At 71.8% G+C, this 18,349-nt stretch carries 18 protein-coding genes; 13 read left to right on the top strand and 5 right to left on the bottom strand.

The window, feature by feature from the left end; translation table 11 throughout:
• Nucleotides 1-47 precede the first annotated feature (47 nt).
• From ACFV8T_RS09120 to ACFV8T_RS09160, 9 genes are all read left to right on the top strand, one after another.
• Nucleotides 48-1,574: an MFS transporter gene (locus ACFV8T_RS09120; RefSeq protein ID WP_385325935.1), complete on the top strand. Its 1,527-nt coding sequence runs from the start codon at nucleotides 48-50 to the stop codon at nucleotides 1,572-1,574.
• A gap of 83 nt (nucleotides 1,575-1,657) precedes the next feature.
• Nucleotides 1,658-2,071 (top strand): DUF3151 domain-containing protein, encoded by a 414-nt coding sequence (locus ACFV8T_RS09125; RefSeq protein WP_266417359.1) that lies wholly within the window; start codon nucleotides 1,658-1,660, stop codon nucleotides 2,069-2,071.
• Between the two features lie 162 nt (nucleotides 2,072-2,233).
• A complete protein-coding gene (locus ACFV8T_RS09130; RefSeq protein WP_385325936.1) occupies nucleotides 2,234-3,082 on the top strand; it encodes a tryptophan 2,3-dioxygenase family protein in 849 nt (282 codons plus the stop codon).
• Entirely contained in the window at nucleotides 3,075-4,286 is a 1,212-nt protein-coding gene (kynU, locus tag ACFV8T_RS09135; protein ID WP_385325938.1) for a kynureninase, read from the top strand. The genes ACFV8T_RS09130 and kynU overlap by 8 nt, the downstream gene beginning before the upstream one ends.
• A 134-nt stretch (nucleotides 4,287-4,420) precedes the next feature.
• Entirely contained in the window at nucleotides 4,421-5,047 is a 627-nt protein-coding gene (locus ACFV8T_RS09140; RefSeq protein ID WP_385325939.1) for an SUKH-4 family immunity protein, read from the top strand.
• A 99-nt stretch (nucleotides 5,048-5,146) separates the two neighbouring features.
• The gene (locus ACFV8T_RS09145; protein ID WP_385325941.1) at nucleotides 5,147-6,022 is read left to right on the top strand and encodes an alpha/beta hydrolase family protein; all 876 of its coding nucleotides are present in this window, start codon (nucleotides 5,147-5,149) and stop codon (nucleotides 6,020-6,022) included.
• 106 nt (nucleotides 6,023-6,128) lie between these two features.
• Entirely contained in the window at nucleotides 6,129-7,502 is a 1,374-nt protein-coding gene (locus tag ACFV8T_RS09150) for a sensor histidine kinase (RefSeq protein ID WP_385325943.1), read from the top strand.
• A complete protein-coding gene (locus ACFV8T_RS09155) occupies nucleotides 7,499-8,176 on the top strand; it encodes a response regulator transcription factor (protein ID WP_266417374.1) in 678 nt (225 codons plus the stop codon). The genes ACFV8T_RS09150 and ACFV8T_RS09155 overlap by 4 nt, the downstream gene beginning before the upstream one ends.
• Nucleotides 8,177-8,274: 98 nt before the next feature.
• Complete coding sequence (locus ACFV8T_RS09160) at nucleotides 8,275-9,504, top strand: cytochrome P450 (protein ID WP_385325945.1); 1,230 nt, start codon at nucleotides 8,275-8,277, stop codon at nucleotides 9,502-9,504.
• Nucleotides 9,505-9,555: 51 nt separating this feature from the next.
• Here the strand turns inward: ACFV8T_RS09160 and ACFV8T_RS09165 are convergent, their stop codons facing one another.
• The 3 genes from ACFV8T_RS09165 to ACFV8T_RS09175 form a co-directional block, all read right to left on the bottom strand.
• Nucleotides 9,556-9,885 (bottom strand): hypothetical protein, encoded by a 330-nt coding sequence (locus ACFV8T_RS09165; RefSeq protein ID WP_385325947.1) that lies wholly within the window; start codon nucleotides 9,883-9,885, stop codon nucleotides 9,556-9,558.
• Between the two features lie 106 nt (nucleotides 9,886-9,991).
• Complete coding sequence (locus ACFV8T_RS09170) at nucleotides 9,992-11,626, bottom strand: ABC transporter permease (RefSeq protein WP_385325949.1); 1,635 nt, start codon at nucleotides 11,624-11,626, stop codon at nucleotides 9,992-9,994.
• Complete coding sequence (locus ACFV8T_RS09175; RefSeq protein ID WP_385325951.1) at nucleotides 11,623-12,582, bottom strand: ATP-binding cassette domain-containing protein; 960 nt, start codon at nucleotides 12,580-12,582, stop codon at nucleotides 11,623-11,625. The genes ACFV8T_RS09170 and ACFV8T_RS09175 overlap by 4 nt, the downstream gene beginning before the upstream one ends.
• Nucleotides 12,583-12,682: 100 nt before the next feature.
• Here ACFV8T_RS09175 and ACFV8T_RS09180 point away from each other — a divergent pair, with 100 nt between their 5' ends.
• Nucleotides 12,683-13,213, top strand: a complete 531-nt coding sequence (locus ACFV8T_RS09180) for a GbsR/MarR family transcriptional regulator (protein ID WP_385325953.1) — start codon at nucleotides 12,683-12,685, stop codon at nucleotides 13,211-13,213.
• A gap of 54 nt (nucleotides 13,214-13,267) precedes the next feature.
• On the opposite strand, the gene ACFV8T_RS09185 is transcribed toward ACFV8T_RS09180, so the two are convergent.
• Together ACFV8T_RS09185 and ACFV8T_RS09190 are read right to left on the bottom strand one after the other, a co-directional pair.
• Entirely contained in the window at nucleotides 13,268-13,477 is a 210-nt protein-coding gene (locus tag ACFV8T_RS09185; protein WP_385325955.1) for a hypothetical protein, read from the bottom strand.
• Between the two features lie 66 nt (nucleotides 13,478-13,543).
• Nucleotides 13,544-14,401, bottom strand: coding sequence for a diacylglycerol kinase (locus tag ACFV8T_RS09190; RefSeq protein WP_385325957.1), 858 nt, complete (start codon nucleotides 14,399-14,401; stop codon nucleotides 13,544-13,546).
• A 186-nt stretch (nucleotides 14,402-14,587) separates the two neighbouring features.
• Between ACFV8T_RS09190 and ACFV8T_RS09195 the strand changes: the two genes are divergently transcribed.
• The 3 genes from ACFV8T_RS09195 (at nucleotide 14,588) to ACFV8T_RS09205 (ending at nucleotide 18,199) form a co-directional block, all read left to right on the top strand.
• Entirely contained in the window at nucleotides 14,588-15,871 is a 1,284-nt protein-coding gene (locus ACFV8T_RS09195; RefSeq protein WP_266417391.1) for an adenylosuccinate synthase, read from the top strand.
• Nucleotides 15,872-16,160: 289 nt separating this feature from the next.
• Nucleotides 16,161-17,012 (top strand): glycoside hydrolase family 19 protein, encoded by an 852-nt coding sequence (locus ACFV8T_RS09200; protein ID WP_385325959.1) that lies wholly within the window; start codon nucleotides 16,161-16,163, stop codon nucleotides 17,010-17,012.
• 302 nt (nucleotides 17,013-17,314) lie between these two features.
• Nucleotides 17,315-18,199 (top strand): glycoside hydrolase family 19 protein, encoded by an 885-nt coding sequence (locus ACFV8T_RS09205; protein ID WP_385325961.1) that lies wholly within the window; start codon nucleotides 17,315-17,317, stop codon nucleotides 18,197-18,199.
• The last annotated feature ends 150 nt before the right edge of the window (nucleotides 18,200-18,349 follow it).

The following is an 18,349-nucleotide window of genomic DNA, read 5'->3' on the forward strand; positions in this document are numbered from 1 at the left end:
GCGCCCGCCCGATGGCCTTCCCGGCACGGAGCGGGGATGCTGCTCGTATGCCTGACGCAGCCGAGACGGGAGCCATCCGCGTCGCCTCAGCCACCGGACGCTGGGTCGTCCTCACCACCGTCCTCGGCTCCAGCATGGCCATGCTGGACTCCACCGTCATCAACGTCGCCCTGCCCCGTATCGGCAAGGACCTCGGCACCGACCTGGCCGCCCTCCAGTGGACCGTCAACGCCTACATGCTGACGCTCGCCGGGCTGATCCTCCTCGGCGGTGCCCTGGGCGACCGGTACGGGCGGCGGCGGGTCTTCGTCGTCGGCGTCGTCTGGTTCGCCGCCGCGTCCGTGCTGTGCGGCCTGGCACCGAACGCCGCCGTCCTGATCGCCGCCCGCGCCCTCCAGGGCATCGGCGGGGCGCTCCTCACGCCCGGTTCGCTGGCCCTGATCCAGGCGAGCTTCCACCCCGACGACCGGGCCCGCGCGGTCGGGCTGTGGTCGGGGCTCGGCGGGGTCGGGGCCGCGATCGGGCCGTTCGTCGGCGGATGGCTCGTCGACGGGCCGGGCTGGCGGTGGGTGTTCCTGCTCAACGTGCCGCTCGCCGTGGTCTGCGTGCCGGTGGCGCTGCGCCACGTACCGGAGTCGCGCGACCCGCACGCACACGGGCGCTTCGATGTGCTGGGCGCCGTGCTCGGGGCCCTCGCCCTCGCCCTGGTGACCTACGCGTTGATCGAGGCGCCGGGGCAGGGGGCGTCCGGCGTGGTGATCGGGGCGGCCGTCGGCGGGGTCCTGCTCGGGGCGGTCTTCGTACGGGTGGAACGCACCCGGGCGGAACCGATGCTGCCGCCCTCCGTCTTCGCGTCCCGGCAGTTCACCGTCGTCAACATCATCACCCTCTGCGTGTACGCGGCGCTCGGCGGCTACTTCTTCCTCGCCGCGATCCAGCTCCAGGTGGTGGCCGGGTACTCGGCGCTCGGCGCGGGCACGGCGCTGCTGCCGACGACGGTCCTGATGCTGCTCTTCTCGGCAGCCTCGGGCGAACTGGGGCAGCGCATCGGGCCGCGTATCCCGCTCACCGCCGGCCCGCTGGTCGCCGCCGCGGGAATGCTGCTGATGCTGCGGGTCGGGCCCGGATCGAACTCCGTCTCCGGCTACCTCACCGATGTGCTTCCCGCGGTCGCCGTCCTCGGCGTCGGACTCGTCACCATGGTCGCCCCGCTCACCGCGACCGTCCTGGCCTCCGTGGACACCGCACGGGCGGGCCTCGCCAGCGGGATCAACAACGCGGCCGCCCGCGCCGCGGGGCTGATCGCGGTGGCCGCGCTGCCGCTGCTCGCCGGAATGGGCCCGGAGGCCTACCGGAACCCCGACGAGTTCGCGGTGACCTTCCGCCGGGCCATGCCGATGTGCGCCGGGCTGCTCGTGCTGGGGGCGGTGATCGCCTGGGCGACGGTACGCAGGCCTCCGGTCGCGGCCGACGGGGAGGAGCAGGCGCGGCCCGAGTGCACGGTGCACTGCGGCATCGCCGCCCCGCCCCTGGAGCCCGTGCACGAGAAGGAGGAGAACCCGGACCCGAGCTGACCGCCGGAGCCGGCCGCCCGAGCCGGCCGTCGGCCCGGCGCCCGGGTACCCCCGGCACGCATGTGCCAGGCACACTTGAACCCATGTCGATCCACGAGAACCTGCTCGGGGGCCCTCCCCCGACCCACCTGCCCGACGACCCGGAGCCGCGCGAGCTGCTCGCGAACGGCACGGCCCCCGCCGATGTCGCCGCGAAGTACCCGACCTCCTCCCTGGCCTGGGCACAGCTCGCCGACGAGGCGTTCGACGGCGGACGCGTCATCGAGTCGTACGCCTACGCCCGCACCGGCTACCATCGCGGCCTCGACGCACTGCGCAGGGCCGGCTGGAAGGGCCACGGCCCCGTACCGTTCGAGCACGAGCCGAACCGCGGCTTCCTGCGCGCCCTGCACGCTCTGGCGCGGGCCGCCCGGTCGATCGGTGAGCAGGAGGAGTACGAGCGCTGCTCGACGTTCCTGCGCGAGTCCTCGCCGACCGCCGCCGAGACCCTCGGCTAGGGTCTTTCGTTCGGATCAGGCCCGACCCCGCGGACGGTGGTACGTCCGCGGGGTCTGCGTACTCCTGGGGCGTCCGTCTAGGATGCCGACAGGGGACCGGAGCTCCATCACCTCACGGAAGGGGCGGACCGCTACCCGGAAGCTTGTGTCGAGGAGACAGCAATGTCGACGATCCACCCCGACCCCGAAGCCACCGGTGCGCAGACCCCGCACCTCGACTTCGCGGGAACGACTCCGTACGAGGACTACGTCCAGGCGGATGTCCTGACCCATCTCCAGCACCCTCGCTCCGACGATCCGGGCGAGATGGTCTTCCTGGTCACCACCCAGGTCATGGAGCTGTGGTTCACCGTCATCGTCCACGAGTGGGAGACCGCCGCGCACGCCCTGCGCGAGGACCGGCTGACCGTCGCACGCGACGCGCTCAAGCGCTCGGTGCGGGAGCTGGAGGCGCTCAACGCCTCCTGGACCCCGCTCGCCCAGCTCACCCCCGCCCAGTTCAACTCCTACCGCTCCGCCCTCGGCGAGGGCTCCGGATTCCAGTCGGCGATGTACCGGCGGATGGAGTTCCTGCTGGGCGACAAGTCCGCGTCCATGCTCGTGCCGCACCGGGGCGCGCCCCGCGTCCACGCCGAGCTGGAGAAGGCGCTCGGCGAGCCGAGTCTGTACGACGAGACGCTCGCCCTGCTCGCCCGGCGCGGGTTCGCCGTGCCGCAGGCCGTGCTCGGCCGGGACCTGGCGCAGAAGTACGAGCCGTCCTTCGAGGTCGAGGCGGTCTGGGCGGAGATCTACGCCGACCCCGAGCGCCACGACGAGCTGGTCCGGCTCGGTGAGGCGCTCACCGACGTCGGCGAACTGGTGTGGCGCTGGCGCAACGACCATCTCGTCGCCACCCGGCGCGCGATGGGTTCGAAGACCGGGACCGGCGGCTCCGCCGGGGTCGCCTGGCTGGAGAAGCGGGCCACGAAGAACGTCTTCCCCGAGCTGTGGACGGCGCGCAGCCATGTCTGAGACCTTCGCCGCCAGGTCCGGGACCCTCACCGCGCGGGCCGCGGCGCTCGATGCCGTCGACCCGCTCGCGGACCGGCGGAAGCTGTTCACCCTCGACGACACCGTCTATCTCGACGGCAACTCGCTCGGCGCACTGCCGGCGCACGTGCCCGCCCGGGTGCAGGAGGTCCTCACCCGCGAGTGGGGCGAGTTGCGCATCCGGTCCTGGGGCGAGAGCGGCTGGTGGACCGCGCCGGAACGGATCGGTGACCGGATCGCCCCGCTCGTCGGGGCCGCCGCCGGACAGATCGTCGTCGGCGACTCGACCAGCGTGAACGTCTTCAAGGCCGTCGTCGCGGCCACCCGGCTGGCGCCGGAGGGGCGCGACGAGATCCTCGTCGACGCGACGACCTTCCCCACGGACGGGTACATCGCCGAGTCCGCGGCCCGGATGACCGGTCACCGGCTGGTCCCGGTCGCCCCCGCCGAGGTGCCCGGCGCGCTGGGCCCCCGTACCGCGGCCGTTCTGCTCAACCATGTCGACTACCGCACCGGCAGGCTCCACGACCTGCCCGGACTCACCGCCGCCGTGCACGCGGCGGGCGCCGTCGCGATCTGGGACCTGTGCCACAGCGCGGGCGCCCTGCCCGTCGGCCTCGACGCGTACGGCGTGGACCTGGCGGTCGGCTGCACGTACAAGTACCTGAACGGCGGCCCCGGTTCGCCCGCCTACATCTACGTCGCCGAACGCCACCAGGCGGCCTTCGACTCACCGCTGCCGGGGTGGACGTCGCACGCCGACCCGTTCGGCATGACCCCCGCGTACACCCCGGCCGACGGTGCCGTACGGGGCCGGGTCGGCACGCCCGACATCCTCTCCATGCTGGCGCTCGAAGCGTCGCTCGACGTGTGGGACGGAGTGTCGGTCGAGGCGGTACGGGCCAAGTCCCTGGTTCTGACGGACTTCTTCCTGGAGTGCGTCGCCGGGTACGTGCCCGAGGGCCGGGTCACCTCGGTGACCCCGGCCGCGCACGCGGAACGCGGCAGCCAGGTCGCGCTGCGCTGCGCGGACGCGGAGCCGGTGATGAGCGCGCTCATCGCGCGGGGCGTCGTCGGGGACCTGCGCCGGCCGGACGTGCTGCGGTTCGGATTCACGCCGCTGTACGTCGGTTTCGCGGACGTGGAACGGGCGGCGCGGGCGCTGGCAGAGGTGCTGGCGGGCTAGGGCCTGTCGAAAAACCGTCGACGGGCCGGGAGTTCCCGGCGGTCGCGGCGGGTCAGGGTGCTGTCGGCGCCCTGACCCGCCGGGGGCGCGGGCAGGATGTGGTGCGACGGCAGCGGACGACGGGGGTACACCACATGATTTTCGACATCGGCCGGGACGAGGGCGGCCCTGTCCCTGCCGTGCCGCCGCCCGGCTGGGTGCGGGCCTCGCGCACGGTCCTGTCCGGAGTGGTGCGACGACCGGACGACCTCCGCGTGCTGTGCGAACTGGGCTTCCCGCAGGGCCCGTTCCGGATGGCCCCGCCCCTCGCGGCCGAGGACTGCACCGTGGAACGGTCCACGCTGGTGCACCTCGGCGACGAAGTGGAGGTCGTGGCGCGGGAGTTCGGCGAGCTGCTGCTCTTCGGGGCGGTCCAGGGCTGGTACCTCTTCCTGCACCTCGGTGACGGCACCGTGCACGCCTTCCCGGACGAGATCGCACTCTTTCCGGGGGATTTCCGGCCGGTGCACGCGGATCTCTCCTCGCTGGGGCACCTGCTCGGTCTGCTGCACCGGCGAAAGCTCCGGGTGGCGCGCGAGTGCGCGGGCGGCGACCAGCGTGCGCCCTACGCCGAACTCGCCCGGTTCGCCGACGGGGTGCGGGCCGAATTCGACGGCGCCGATCCCGCGGTCTTCTCCGAGGACAGCCCCTGGACCTACTTCTTCGGTGATCTTGAGGGCGGTCTGTACGGGGCGTACTACTACCGCCTGGCGGGGGAGTGAGACCGGGTGGTCCACCGCCGGGGGACGGGAGCCTTTCGTACTGGTACCGTCCCCGCAGGTCAGGCCAGTTGGGCACAGCTACAGGACGGTTGGAGCAGCATGTCGGATTCTGCCGCGCGTGATCGGGACGCAGCCGAGACCGAGTCGGCCCTCTCGCATCCACCGGTCGCGCCCGACGCATCCGCCGCCTACGGCAGCCACCCCGACCAGCTGATCGACTTCTACGCCCCGCGCGACGGGCGGACCGGGGCGCCGGTCGTGGTCGTCCTGCACGGCGGGTCGTGGCGGGCGCCGTACGACCGGCAGCATGTGTCGCCGTTCGCGGACTTCCTGGCCCGGCGCGGATTCGCCGTCGCCAGCGTCGAGTACCGGCGCGGCAGCGAGATCCCGCAGCAGCGGGGGGCCGGTCCGGTGGCGGGCCGTTGGCCGGAGACCTTCGACGATGTCGCCGCGGCGATGGACGCGCTGCCGGCGTTGCTGGCCCGGGAACTCCCGGAGGCCGATGCCCGGCGGATCGTCGTCACCGGGCACTCCGCGGGCGGGCAGCTGGCCCTGTGGGCCGCCGCCCGGCACGTACTGCCCGAGGGCTCGCCGTGGCGGCTGCCCGCGCCGCCGCAGCTGCGGGGCGTCGTCGCCCTCGCGCCGATCGCCGACTTCGCCACCGCCGTCGGGCTGGACGTGTGCTCCGGGGCGGTCGGTCAATTCCTCGGCCGCGAGGAGGACTTCGGGGAGCGGGCCCCGCACGCCGACCCGGCCGTGCTGCTGCCCACCGGCATCGCCACCACCGTGGTGCAGGGCACCACCGACTTCGATGTGCCGCAGGCGGTCGCGGAGGCGTTCGTCGACGCGGCGGCGAAGGCGGGTGAGACGGTGGGGCTGACCCTGCTGCCCGACGTCGGCCACTACCCGCTGATCGACCCGGCGGCGGACGCGTGCGCGGTGGTGGCGGAGGAGCTCGCACAGCTGGCCTGGTGAGCGGAGGTACGGCGGTGCGGAGGAGACCGTAGTACTTGCGACGGACGGCACAGGATCCGTATCACTGCTGACGACCGGGTCCCGGACCGCCCCCTACCGTGGAGGCGTGACCGAGACCAAGAGCAGAAGTCCGGAGTACCGGATGGCCGCGGGGGCGATAGGCGGCCTCCGCCAGGCCCTCTTCCACGACGCGTTCGCCTACCGCCCGATGCCGCAGCTGCCGACCGACGGGCCGGTGATCCGCCGGCTGCCGAAGCGGGTACGGGCGCGTGCCACCTGGGCGCCGCACGCGATGGTGGTGATGGCCGCACTCATCACCTTCCTGACGGGAATCTCCCGGACGAGCTTTCCGCCCGCCGAGGTGATCGCGGCGCTCCCGGCCGTCTGCGTCGTGATGACGCTGGTCAGGCCGGTCGGGGCGTTCTGGATGTCGCTCGCGTCGACCCCGGTGACCGCGGTGCTCGGCGGCGGCGGATGGCCGTGGGGGCCGAGCACGTTCTTCGCGCACCTGGTCGTGCTGGTCGTCGTGGCGGTCAGGACCGGGCCGCGCACCGCCGCCTGGATGTGGGGCCTGACCGTACTGCTCGGCACGTTCATGGAGAACGCCGTCTGGCGCTCCGGGACCACCACCGTGGGCATGGCGCTGACCTCCGCGTTCGCCCTGCTCATGGTCTCCATGGTGCAGATCCGCCGTGAGGCGGAGCGCGAGGTGACCGTGCAGCGCACCGTGACCGCCGTCGAACGCGACCGGCGCACGCTGCTGGAGGAGCGCACCACCATCGCCCGTGAGCTGCACGACGTGGTCGCGCACCACATGTCGGTCGTCGCGATCCAGGCCGAGGCCGCCCCGTACCGGGTGGAGAATCCGCCGCCCGAGCTGGAGCAGGCCTTCGTCACGATCCGGGAGAACGCCGTCGCCGCCCTCACCGAACTGCGCCGGGTCCTCGGCGTCGTCCGGGCGGAGGACTACCAGGCGCCGGACGCCCCGCAGCCCACCCTCGCCCAGCTCGACGGGCTCCTCGCCAATGTGCGCGAGGCGGGCCTGGAGACGGAGAAGACGATCACCGGTGCGGTGCGTGAGCTGCCGCAGGGGGTCGAGCTGTCCGCGTACCGGATCATCCAGGAAGCCCTCAGCAACACGCTGCGGCACGCACCGGGCGCATCCGCCAAGGTGGAGATCGGCTATGTGCTGGGCGGGCTCGGTCTGCGGGTCGTCAACGGGCCGCCCACCGGTCCGGTGAAGCCCTCGCCGGGGGCCGGTCACGGGATCACGGGGATGCGGGAGCGGGTCGCGATGCTGAACGGCGACATGACGGCCGAGGCGACGGGCGAGGGCGGCTACGAGATCGCCGCTTTCATCCCCGTGCAGGCCGATCCCGAATCCCAGGAGCAGGACGGGACGCGCGGGGCCGGGACGCGCGGGGCCGGGCCGGTCGGGTTCGGGAAGACGGAGCGGGCGGAACAGGCGGACCGAGCATGAGCACCCCCACCACCCCGCCCATCCGGGTGCTGATCGTGGACGACCAGATGATGGTCCGCGAGGGCTTCTCGGTGCTGCTCAACGCCATGCCGGGGATCGAGGTCGTCGGCGAGGCGGTCGACGGGCGGCAGGCCATTGCGCAGGTCGCGGCCCTGCGCCCCGATGTGGTCCTGATGGACATCCGGATGCCGGAACTCAACGGCATCGAGGCCACGCGCGAGATCGTCGCCGCCGACGCGGACGCCAAGGTGCTGGTGCTGACCACCTTCGACCTCGACGAGTACGTCTACCAGGCGCTGCGTGCCGGCGCGTCCGGCTTCCTCCTCAAGGACGCCTCCGCGCGCCAGCTCGCCGACGGGGTACGGGTGGTGGCCGCCGGTGAGGCCCTGCTCGCCCCGACCGTCACCAAGCGGCTGATCAACGAGTTCTCGAAGCTCGCGGAGTCCCCGCGCTCGCCCGCCCTCGCCCGGATCGGCGACCTCACCGAGCGCGAGACGGAGGTGCTCGTCCTCATCGCGCAGGGCCGTTCCAACGCCGAGATCGCCTCGCATCTGGTGGTCGCCGAGTCCACCATCAAGACGCATGTGAGCCGCATCCTGGTGAAGCTGGGACTGCGGGACCGCACCCAGGCGGCCGTCTTCGCGTACGAGGCCCGGCTGGTCACACCGTCCTGAGGTGCCGGGGGCGCGGGTTGCGCGCGGAAGCGTGCGGGGTGGGTGGAAGCGTGCGGGGTGGGTGGTCGGCGGCGGTGGAGTGCGGTTAGCGTCCGCCTATGCACCCGTCTCCCCGTTCCGCGGCCGATGCCCCCTTCGACCCCTGGTCCCGGGCCTTCGTCGCCGACCCGTACCCCGCCTACGCCGCGCTGCGCGCCACCGGCCGGGTGCACCGCTTCGAGCCGACCGACCAGTGGCTCGTCCCGCACCACGCCGATGTGTCCGCGCTGCTGCGCGACCGTCGCCTGGGGCGCACGTATCTGCACCGCTTCACCCACGAGGAGTTCGGCCGCACGCCGCCGCCCGCCGAGCACGAGCCCTTCCACACCCTCAACGGGCAGGGGATCCTCGATCTGGAGGCCCCCGACCACACCCGGATCCGGCGCCTGGTCTCCAAGGCGTTCACCCCGCGTACGGTCGAGCAGCTCGTCCCGACCGTGCGGCGGCTGGCCGCCGAGCTGGTCGACTCCTTCGTCGAGGCGGGCGGCGGCGATCTGCTCACGGCGGTCGCCGAGCCGCTGCCGGTGGCCGTCATCGCCGAGATGCTCGGCATCCCGGAGTCCGACCGGGCCCCGCTGCGGCCCTGGTCCGCGGCGATCTGCGGAATGTTCGAGCTGAACCCGTCCGAGGAGACCGCCCGCGCCGCCGTCCGCGCCTCGCTCGACTTCTCCGCGTATCTGCGTGAGCTGATCGAGGAGCGGCGCAGGAACCCCGGTACGGATCTGATCTCCGCGCTCATCGCCGCCCACGACGAGGGGGAGCGGCTGAGCGAGCAGGAGATGATCTCCACCTGTGTGCTGCTGCTGAACGCCGGCCACGAGGCGACCGTCAACACCACCGTGAACGGCTGGTGGACCCTGCTGCGCCACCCCGGGCAACTGGCCGCCCTGCGCGCCGACCACGGGCTGCTGCCGACGGCGATCGAGGAGCTGATGCGGTACGACACCCCGTTGCAGATGTTCGAGCGTTGGGTCCTGGACGACATCGAGATCGACGGCACCGTCGTTCCGCGCGGTTCGGAGGTGGCCCTGCTCTTCGGCTCAGCCAACCGCGACCCGGCCCGCTTCACCGCCCCGGACACCCTGGACCTGGCCCGGCGGGACAACCCGCACATCACCTTCGGGGCGGGCATCCACTTCTGCCTGGGCGCCCCGCTGGCCCGGGTCGAACTGGCCGCGTCCTTCGGCGAGCTGCTGCGCCGCGCCCCGGACCTGCGGCTTGCGGCCGAACCGGAGTGGAACCCGGGCTATGTGATCAGGGGCCTGAAGGAACTGCGCGTGGAGCTGTGACGAGGCCGCGGGCCGGGACTTCGATGCGCCGGGCGTCCGGCTGCCCGGCGCTCAGCATCCCGGCCCACAGGCCAGGGGCGGGCCCTCCAGTACGTCGAAGGCCACCCCGAAGCCGGTGAGGGCGGCGAGCGCCGCCACCGCCCCGAGCGCCCGTCGCCACTTCCGCCCCGCGAGGGCGACGAGGACGAGCCCGGCCGTGATGCCGCCGAGCGCCATGACCGGGAGCCCGAGCCAGAGCACGTTCCACTCCGTCGCGCCCTCGAAGCCGCCGAAGATGCCAGGCCTGCCGTACGGTGCCCAGGCGAGCGTCCCGGCGGCCCCGCCCGCGGCGACGACCAGGCATCCGGCGATCCCGCGGACGGCTTCGCTTCGGTTCTCCACGAACGGGGTGACGCAGGGGCACCGCGGTGAGGTTGCATCTCGCGTCGAGCCCGCATCTCGCGTCGAGCCCGCGTCTGGCCGGGAGTCCCTGGCCCCCACGTCACTGTCAGGTCAGGACATCGCGCCTGCGCAATGCCCCCACCCCGGCCCCGACCAGCACCGCCGCGACGGCGGTGAGCGCGAGCACCGGGCCCCATTCCATTCCCGTGCCACCGGGCAGCTTCGGCAGATGCGTGAACGGTGACACGTCCATCACCGCCTGCGGCATGTCGACGGCGGGCCCGAGCCACCCCAGCGCCAGACAGATCCCGGCGACGCCCCAGGCCGCCACCGCCGCCTTCGGGAACGCCCCGTACAGCAGGACCGTCACCCCGCCCAGCAGCCAGATCGCCGGCAGCTGTGCCAGCGACGCACCCAGCACGGCCGGGAGATCGTGGCCGTAGCCGGCGGCCAGGCCGAGGCCACCGGCCGCCATGAGCAGGGCCGCGCCGCCGAACGCGATGACCAGATGGCCGGCCGCCCACCCGATCCGGCCCACTCCGCCCGCCAGCACCGGCTCGGCGCGTCCGGCGGTCTCCTCGCCGTGCAGCCGCAGCACCGACGCGACGATGTACAGCGCCGCGACCATCCCGAGCACGGAGACCATCGCGGCGAGGAACGCGTCGGTCAGACCGGACTGTCCGCCCATCCGCTCGAAGATCTCCCTGGTCTTCGCGTTGTCACCGACGAGATCGGCCGCCCCGCCGGTCAGTCCGCCGAAGGCGACACCGACCACGGCGAAGGAGAGCGTCCACCCGGTCAGCGCACCGCGCTGGAGCCGCAACGCGAGACCGAACGCCGTGGAGATCCGCCCCTGCGCGGGCCCCGGTCTGGTGGCCAGGAAGCTCATGCCGACATCGCGCCGCCCGGCCAGGCCGTACGCGAGGACGGCCTGGACCGCCACGGCCGCCGCGAAGACGAGCAGCACCCACCAGCGCTCGTCCGCGTACGCCCGTACGTTCTCCGCCCAGCCGATGGGGGAGAGCCAGGTCAGCACGGAAGAGCCGTCGTCCGTCGCCGAGTCGCCCGCCGCCTTCAGGACGAACGCGGCACCGATCACCGCCGCGGTGAGCCCCTTGGCGAGCCGGGCGCTCTCGGTGAACTGCGCTGCGATTGCGGCCGTGCAGGCGAACAGCACACCCGTCCCGGCGACTGCCAGGGCGAGCGCCAGTGTCCCGGCGCCGCCCGCGCCGGACCCGGCCAGGCCCGCCGCGATCACCAGCGCCAGTGCCGCGTTCGCGATCACCGCGGTGAGCAGCGCTGCGGTCAGCGGGGCGCGGCGTCCCACCATCGCGGAGGAGAGCATCTCCTGGCGGCCGGTCTCCTCTTCCTCCCTGGTGTGCCGGATGACGACGATCAGGCTCATCACGGCCGCCAGCACCGCTCCGAAGGCGGCCATCCGCCAGCTCACGAGCCCGCCGACCGAGTCGTCGAAGACCGGTCCGTACATCGCCCGGAGGGAGCTGTTGCCGTTCATCGACGCGGCGAGTTCGGCGCGCTGGGCGGTGGTGTCGTACAGCGAGGCGATGGAGCTGCCGACGGAGGAGAAGGAGCCGCCGAGGGCGAGCACCCAGATCGGCAGCATGACGCGGTCGCGCCGCAGTGCGAGCCGCAGCAGGGGCCACGTCCCGGCGAGCTGCCCGGTCGTGGCCCCGGTCGGGCGCCGGGTGCCGGCCGGGGCGGTCGTGGTCACGGCAGTCATCGCGCCGCCACCCCCGCGCCCTCGTCGCTGCCGGGCGCGTCCGCCGTGTTCGTCGTGTCCGTCGTGTTCGTCGCGTCCGTCGTGTAGTGGCGCAGGAACAGCTCCTCCAACGTGGGCGGGGTACTGGTCAGCGTCCGTACGCCCGACGCGGTGAGCGACTTGAGAACGGCGTCCAGCTTGTCCGTGTCGACCTGGAGCGTGACCCGCAGGCCCTGGACGTCGAGGTCGTGGACGCCGGGCAGACGGTCGAGCCCGGCGGGCGCTCCGGCCAGCTCGGCGCTGATGTTCGTACGCGTCAGGTGGCGCATGTCCGCCAGCGAACCCGTCTCCACCGTCCGCCCCTGGCGGATGATGCTGACCCGGTCGCAGAGCGTTTCGACCTCGCTGAGGATGTGGCTGGAGAGCAGGACCGTCCGCCCGCGCGCACGCTCCTCGGCGACGCAGTCCTGGAAGACCTCCTCCATCAGCGGGTCGAGTCCGCTGGTGGGTTCGTCCAGGATCAGCAGATCCACATCGGAGGCGAAGGCGGCGACGAGAGCGACCTTCTGGCGGTTGCCCTTGGAGTACGTACGCCCCTTCTTGGTCGGGTCGAGCTCGAACCGGTCGACGAGGTCGGCGCGCCGGGCCCGGTCGAGGCCGCCGCGCAGGCTCCCGTACAGATCGATCACCTCGCCGCCGGAGAGGTTGCGCCACAGCGTGACGTCACCCGGAACGTACGCCACCTTGCGGTGGAGCTCCACCGCGTCGCGCCACGGGTCGCGGCCGAGCAGCTGGGCGGCGCCGGAGTCGGCCCGCAGCAGACCCAGCAGCACCCGGATGGTGGTGGACTTCCCGGAGCCGTTGGGCCCGAGGAAGCCATGGACCTCGCCGGCCTCGACGGTGAGGTCGAGGCCGTCCAGCGCGTGTGTCCGACCGAACGACTTGTGCAGTCCGGCCACCGTGATTGCCTTCGTCATGTTTTGAACGTACGCTACTTTCATGAATTTGTGAAGTTAAGGAAGCGTATAAAGTTGGCGTCATGGCGGGGGCCGGGAAAGCAGGGGAGACGATCGGGCGATGACCAGCGAAACCGAACAGAGCATGCGCTCCGGGCGTGACGCGGAGGCCGTGTCGCGGTTCGTGGAGCGGTTCGCGTCCGACATGACCGAGGCGGGGATGCAGCGGATGGCGTCCCGGGTCTTCGCCGCGCTCCTGGCGGACGACGACGGCTGCATGACCTCCGCCGAGCTCGCCATGGCGCTGCAGATCAGCCCGGCGGCCGTGTCCGGTGCGGTCAACTACCTCACGCAGGTCAGCATGGTCGGCCGTGAGCGCGAGCCGGGCTCGCGCCGCGACCGTTATCGCGTGCACGACGAGGTCTGGTACACCACCTTCGTCAGCCGCGACCGGGTACTGACCCGCTGGGAGAGCACCCTCAAGGAAGGCGCCCGCACCCTGGGCGAGGACACCCCGGCCGGTGCCCGGCTCATCGAGACGGCGGCGTTCTTCGAGTTCCTGCAGGACGAGCTGGGCGGGTTGATGGACCGCTGGCGCGAGCACCGCAAGACGCTCGACCTCCCGTCCGGCGGTGGGCGCGCGGACGCCTGACGGGCACGCGGGGCCCGGCCGCGCCCCGTCACATCCCGTCACGTCACGTGCCCGTCACATCGGACCGGGGACCATCTCCGCCAGGCCGTCGAGGGCTTCGGGGTCGGACGGATCGATGCCCTGGTACGAGTCCTGCGGCCAGTACGGCCGCCCCTCGATCCAGGCGACGACCACCGGCCCCTTGTCGAGCCACCCGCGCAGCTCGACGGTCCCGGTAGGCGCGGGCAGCCCCGCCCAGGGGCACTTGTCGGGCCCCGGCGGCATGAGCCGCAGCAGCCCCTCCGGCAGGGCCCCGCCGTCATCGACGCCCCCTGCGCCCGGACGCTATCCCTATCCCTGCGCCACCGGCAGCATCAGCCCCCAGGCCCCCGCCCGCACCGTCCAGGTCCGTGTCCGGACCGGGCCGCCGACCTGTATGTCCGCCCGGTAGCGGAAGTCCGCGCCCGAGACCGTGACGGCCTTCGCCTCCGTCGTCTCCGGGTCGGCCGCCGGCGGGCGGATCACCACCTCCGCCAGGCCGCCGTCGCCGCCCTGCGAGGTCACGGTCACCGATTCGACCGGGCGGTCCAGATCGTTCAGCAGGACGCCGTCGGCCTCGACCCGCAGCCGGTGCGTGGGCGGCGGGGCGGTGGGCGTCGCCGGGGTGGGGCGCACCAGCGTGCGGACCAGGTTGCGGCAGGTGTCCCAGACCGCGGTGACCCCCGTGTGCGCGGCCGCCGCGCCCGACAGCGTGCTCAGGGCCGGGATGTGCAGCGCGCCCAGGACCACGCCGTCGCTGTCGTCGACCAGCAGGTCGAGCCTGCGCACGGCACCGTCCAGCGCGGTGCGCGCCGCCGCCACCGCGCCCATGGGCACGCCGAGCGAATGGGCGAGTTCCAGCGCGGCCGCACTGCCGACCGGGATCAGCGAGAGCACGCTCCCGGCCGGCTCCCGCTCCCGGTGCAGCTGGGCCACCGCCCGCCGCAGCGCGCGGTCGTCGCCGACCACCACCGGCCGCCGACTGCCCCGGCGGGACAGGGCACGGGCGAATTCCTCGGGCCCGTCGGGCAGGCAGATCTTGGCGTGCGAACCGGCGCTCAGCACGTCCTTCGCGATACGCACGGACTCGCCGTCGGTCCGGCGGGCGACCGGGTCGATGACCACCAGCAGCTGGTGCGCACCGTCGCCGGGGGGCTGGGCAGCCGACACCTCGGTCCTTCCTCGGGTAGCATCTTGGTGCAAGAGCCCCTTGCGCTATTGCGCCAGGGGCTTCGTCTATTCCGGGGCACCCGGTTCGACGGTTCAGGCCTTGTCGTACATCGTCGTACGGCATGTACGACGTTTACGTACGCCCCCTGACCTTGGACATGCCCCGCCCGGAAGGGGTGTACGCCTGTGCCCGCACTTGTGCTGCTCGGTGCTCAGTGGGGTGACGAGGGCAAGGGAAAGGCCACCGACCTCCTCGGTGGATCCGTGGACTATGTGGTGCGTTACCAAGGCGGCAACAACGCCGGCCATACGGTGGTCGTCGGTGACCAGAAGTACGCACTGCATCTCCTCCCCTCCGGAATCCTTTCGCCGGGGTGTACCCCGGTCATCGGAAACGGTGTCGTCGTCGACCCGGCCGTCCTGCTCTCCGAGCTGAGTGGGCTGAACGACCGCGGCGTGGACACGTCCAAGCTGCTGATCAGCGGCAATGCCCATTTGATCACTCCGTACAACGTCACGGTCGACAAGGTGACGGAACGGTTCCTCGGGAAGCGCAAGATCGGCACGACCGGTCGAGGCATCGGCCCGACGTACGCCGACAAGATCAACCGCGTGGGCATCCGCGTCCAGGACCTCTACGACGAGTCGATCCTGGAGCAGAAGGTCGAGGCGGCCCTGGAGCAGAAGAACCAGCTCCTCGCCAAGGTCTTCAACCGGCGCGCGATCGAGTCCGGCAAGATCGTCGAGGAGATGCTCCAGTACGCGGAGCAGATCAAGCCTTACGTCGCCGACACGACGCTGATCCTGAACGACGCCATCGACGCGGGCAAGGTCGTCCTCTTCGAGGGCGGTCAGGGCACGCTGCTCGACGTCGACCACGGCACGTACCCCTTCGTCACCTCGTCGAACCCGACCGCGGGCGGCGCCTGCACCGGTGCCGGCGTGGGCCCGACGAAGATCAGCCGGGTCATCGGCATCCTCAAGGCGTACACCACTCGCGTCGGCGCGGGCCCGTTCCCCACGGAGCTGCTCGACGAGGACGGCGAGGCGCTGCGCCGCATCGGTGGCGAGCGCGGTGTCACCACCGGCCGTGACCGTCGCTGCGGCTGGTTCGACGCGGTCATCGCGCGGTACGCGACCCGGGTCAACGGTCTCACCGACTTCTTCCTCACCAAGCTGGACGTGCTGACCGGCTGGGAGCAGATCCCGGTGTGCGTGGCGTACGAGATCGACGGCAAGCGCGTCGAGGAACTCCCGTACAGCCAGACCGACTTCCACCACGCGAAGCCGGTCTACGAGATGCTGCCGGGCTGGTCCGAGGACATCACGAAGGCCAAGACCTTCGGCGACCTGCCGAAGAACGCGCAGGCGTACGTGAAGGCGCTGGAGGAGATGTCCGGCGCCCCGATCTCCGCGATCGGTGTCGGCCCCGGCCGCACCGAGACCATCGAGATCAACTCCTTCCTCTAGGAGGCAGGGCGGGGGAGGGCCGGGACGCACCGTTCCGGCCCTCCCCCGTTCCGTTCCCACTCCTCGCCTTTCAGTCCTTGCCGCAGATCCGCAGCCCCTTCGGTGTCGCGCACGGCCGGTGTCCGTGGCGTCCCTCCTCTTCCGGAGCGCGCGGGCCAATGGTCCAGACCTTGACAGGTTCAGACCATTGGGGTTTGAGTGGCGGGACGTCCAGACGGCCCGCTGAGGTGTTCGGCGTGCCCTGCCGAAGGAGTGAGCAGCGCTGAAACGCATCAAGAGCCTTCTGATCGTGCTGAGTTCCGTCGTCGCGACGGCCGCCTTCCTCCCCACCGCCACCGCCTCCGCCGCCGCGGATCCGGCCCCGAAGTGCGCGCCCGTGTGGAGTTCGTCGACCGCCTACACGCAGGGCGGCATGGTCTCGCACCACGGCCGCAACTGGACGGCCAAGTGGTGGACGCAGAACGAGAATCCGGGTGCCACGACCGTCTGGGCCGATCAGGGGGCCTGTGCGGGCGGGATCTCGGACTTCGTCATCAGCGAGGCGCAGTTCGACGCGATCTTCCCGGACCGCAACCCCTTCTACACGTACCAGGGCCTGATCGACGCCCTGCACGCCTACCCGCGCTTCGCGAACACCGGTACGCCGACCACGCGGGCCCAGGAGGCCGCGGCGTTCCTGACCCACGCGGACTTCGAGTCGGTCGGGCTCCGGTACGTGAAGGAGATCAACGAGGCCAACTACTGGCGCAAGTGCGACTACAGCCAGCCGTACGGCTGCCCGGCAGGACAGAAGGCCTACTACGGCCGGGGCCCGATCATGTTCAGCTGGAACTTCAACTACAAGGCCGCGGGCGACGCGCTCGGCCTCGATCTCCTCAACAACCCCTGGCTGGTCGAGCAGGACCCGTCCATCGCCTGGCAGGCGGCCCTCTGGTACTGGAACACCCAGAACGGCCCCGGCGCGATGACCTCGCACGAGGCGATGGTCGGCGGTGCGGGATTCGGCGAGACGATCCGTTCGCTCAACGGCTCCCTGGAGTGCGACGGCGGGAACCCCGGCTCGGTCGCCGCCCGGGTCGCCATGTACGAACGGATCACCGGCATCGTCGGTGCGGCGCCGGGCTCCCGGCTGGGCTGCTGACGGCCCGCCGCCGGGCCGGCCGGGTCCGGCGTTCCGCATGCTGGACGGGGTCGGAGTTTTTCCCTCGGCTCCGTCCGTGCTGCGCCGCATGATCCGGATGAACTCCTTCCGGAATTCCCCCTGTTGAGGGCGGGGTCGGCGGTGTGAATGCGCCGTCGGTCCCCCTGTGAACGCTCCGTCGGGAAGGGTTCCCCTGTTGGTCCAGACCTTGACAGGTTCAGACCAGCGGCGCTTGAGTGACCGTCAACCCCCCATGGCGGTGCACCGGCCGGCCGGTTGCGCCGCACCGAAGGAGTGATCGCATGATCAGACGCATCATGGGCCTGCTGGCCGCGCTGGGCGCGGTCGTCGCAATGGTCGTCGTCCTCCCCGCCACCACCGCCGCGGCAGCCGACTGCGCGGCACCCTGGAACTCCTCGTCCGTCTACACCGGCGGCGGATCGGCCTCCTACAACGGGCACAACTGGACCGCCAAGTGGTGGACCCAGAACGAGACCCCCGGCAGCTCCGACGTCTGGGCGGACCAGGGCAGTTGCGGCGGTGGCGGTACGGACCCGGGTACCCCGTCCGGCTTCGTCGTCAGCGAGGCGCAGTTCAACCAGATGTTCCCGAACCGGAATCCGTTCTACACGTACAGCGGACTGACTGCGGCCCTGAGCGCCTACCCGGGCTTCGCGAACACCGGAAGCGACACCGTCAAGCGCCAGGAAGCGGCGGCGTTCCTCGCCAACGTCAGCCACGAGACGGGCGGTCTGGTGTACGTGGTCGAGCAGAACACGGCCAACTACCCGCACTACTGCGACAGCAGCCAGCCCTACGGCTGCCCGGCCGGCCAGTCCGCGTACTACGGCCGCGGGCCGATCCAGCTCAGCTGGAACTTCAACTACAAGGCCGCCGGTGACGCCCTCGGCATCGATCTGCTGGGCAATCCGTACCTGGTCGAGCAGGACGCCTCGGTCGCCTGGAAGACCGGCCTCTGGTACTGGAACACCCAGAACGGCCCCGGCACCATGACCGCCCACAACGCCATGGTGAACGGTGCGGGATTCGGTGAGACGATCCGCTCCATCAACGGCTCCCTGGAGTGCAACGGCGGCAATCCCGCCCAGGTCCAGAGCCGTATCGACCGCTACCAGGCGTTCGTATCGATCCTCGGCACCACACCCGGCTCCAATCTGAGCTGCTGACCCGCATTCCGCGGATCCGCGATGGTGGAGCCCCACCCGACGGGGGCGGGGGTGGGCCGGTCGGCAGGAGCCAACCCCCAGTCTGTCCAGGGGGTGTTTGGTCCCTCTGGAGTCCGGGCTAGAAGGCAAGAGACCGGGCGTCGACGGGGC

It is taken from the genome of Streptomyces sp. NPDC059832 (genome assembly GCF_042731715.1).
GTDB lineage: Bacteria > Actinomycetota > Actinomycetes > Streptomycetales > Streptomycetaceae > Streptomyces.

Coding starts and splice junctions, on each gene's coding strand:
- ACFV8T_RS09180 (WP_385325953.1), top strand. CDS start 12,683: ATGACCAGCGAAACCGAACAGAGCATGCGCTCCGGGCGTGACGCGGAG.
- ACFV8T_RS09145 (WP_385325941.1), top strand. CDS start 5,147: ATGTCGGATTCTGCCGCGCGTGATCGGGACGCAGCCGAGACCGAGTCG.
- ACFV8T_RS09125 (WP_266417359.1), top strand. CDS start 1,658: ATGTCGATCCACGAGAACCTGCTCGGGGGCCCTCCCCCGACCCACCTG.
- ACFV8T_RS09185 (WP_385325955.1), bottom strand. CDS start 13,477: ATGCCGCCGGGGCCCGACAAGTGCCCCTGGGCGGGGCTGCCCGCGCCT.
- ACFV8T_RS09140 (WP_385325939.1), top strand. CDS start 4,421: ATGATTTTCGACATCGGCCGGGACGAGGGCGGCCCTGTCCCTGCCGTG.
- ACFV8T_RS09120 (WP_385325935.1), top strand. CDS start 48: ATGCCTGACGCAGCCGAGACGGGAGCCATCCGCGTCGCCTCAGCCACC.
- ACFV8T_RS09175 (WP_385325951.1), bottom strand. CDS start 12,582: ATGACGAAGGCAATCACGGTGGCCGGACTGCACAAGTCGTTCGGTCGG.
- kynU (WP_385325938.1), top strand. CDS start 3,075: ATGTCTGAGACCTTCGCCGCCAGGTCCGGGACCCTCACCGCGCGGGCC.
- ACFV8T_RS09170 (WP_385325949.1), bottom strand. CDS start 11,626: ATGACTGCCGTGACCACGACCGCCCCGGCCGGCACCCGGCGCCCGACC.
- ACFV8T_RS09155 (WP_266417374.1), top strand. CDS start 7,499: ATGAGCACCCCCACCACCCCGCCCATCCGGGTGCTGATCGTGGACGAC.
- ACFV8T_RS09160 (WP_385325945.1), top strand. CDS start 8,275: ATGCACCCGTCTCCCCGTTCCGCGGCCGATGCCCCCTTCGACCCCTGG.
- ACFV8T_RS09130 (WP_385325936.1), top strand. CDS start 2,234: ATGTCGACGATCCACCCCGACCCCGAAGCCACCGGTGCGCAGACCCCG.
- ACFV8T_RS09205 (WP_385325961.1), top strand. CDS start 17,315: ATGATCAGACGCATCATGGGCCTGCTGGCCGCGCTGGGCGCGGTCGTC.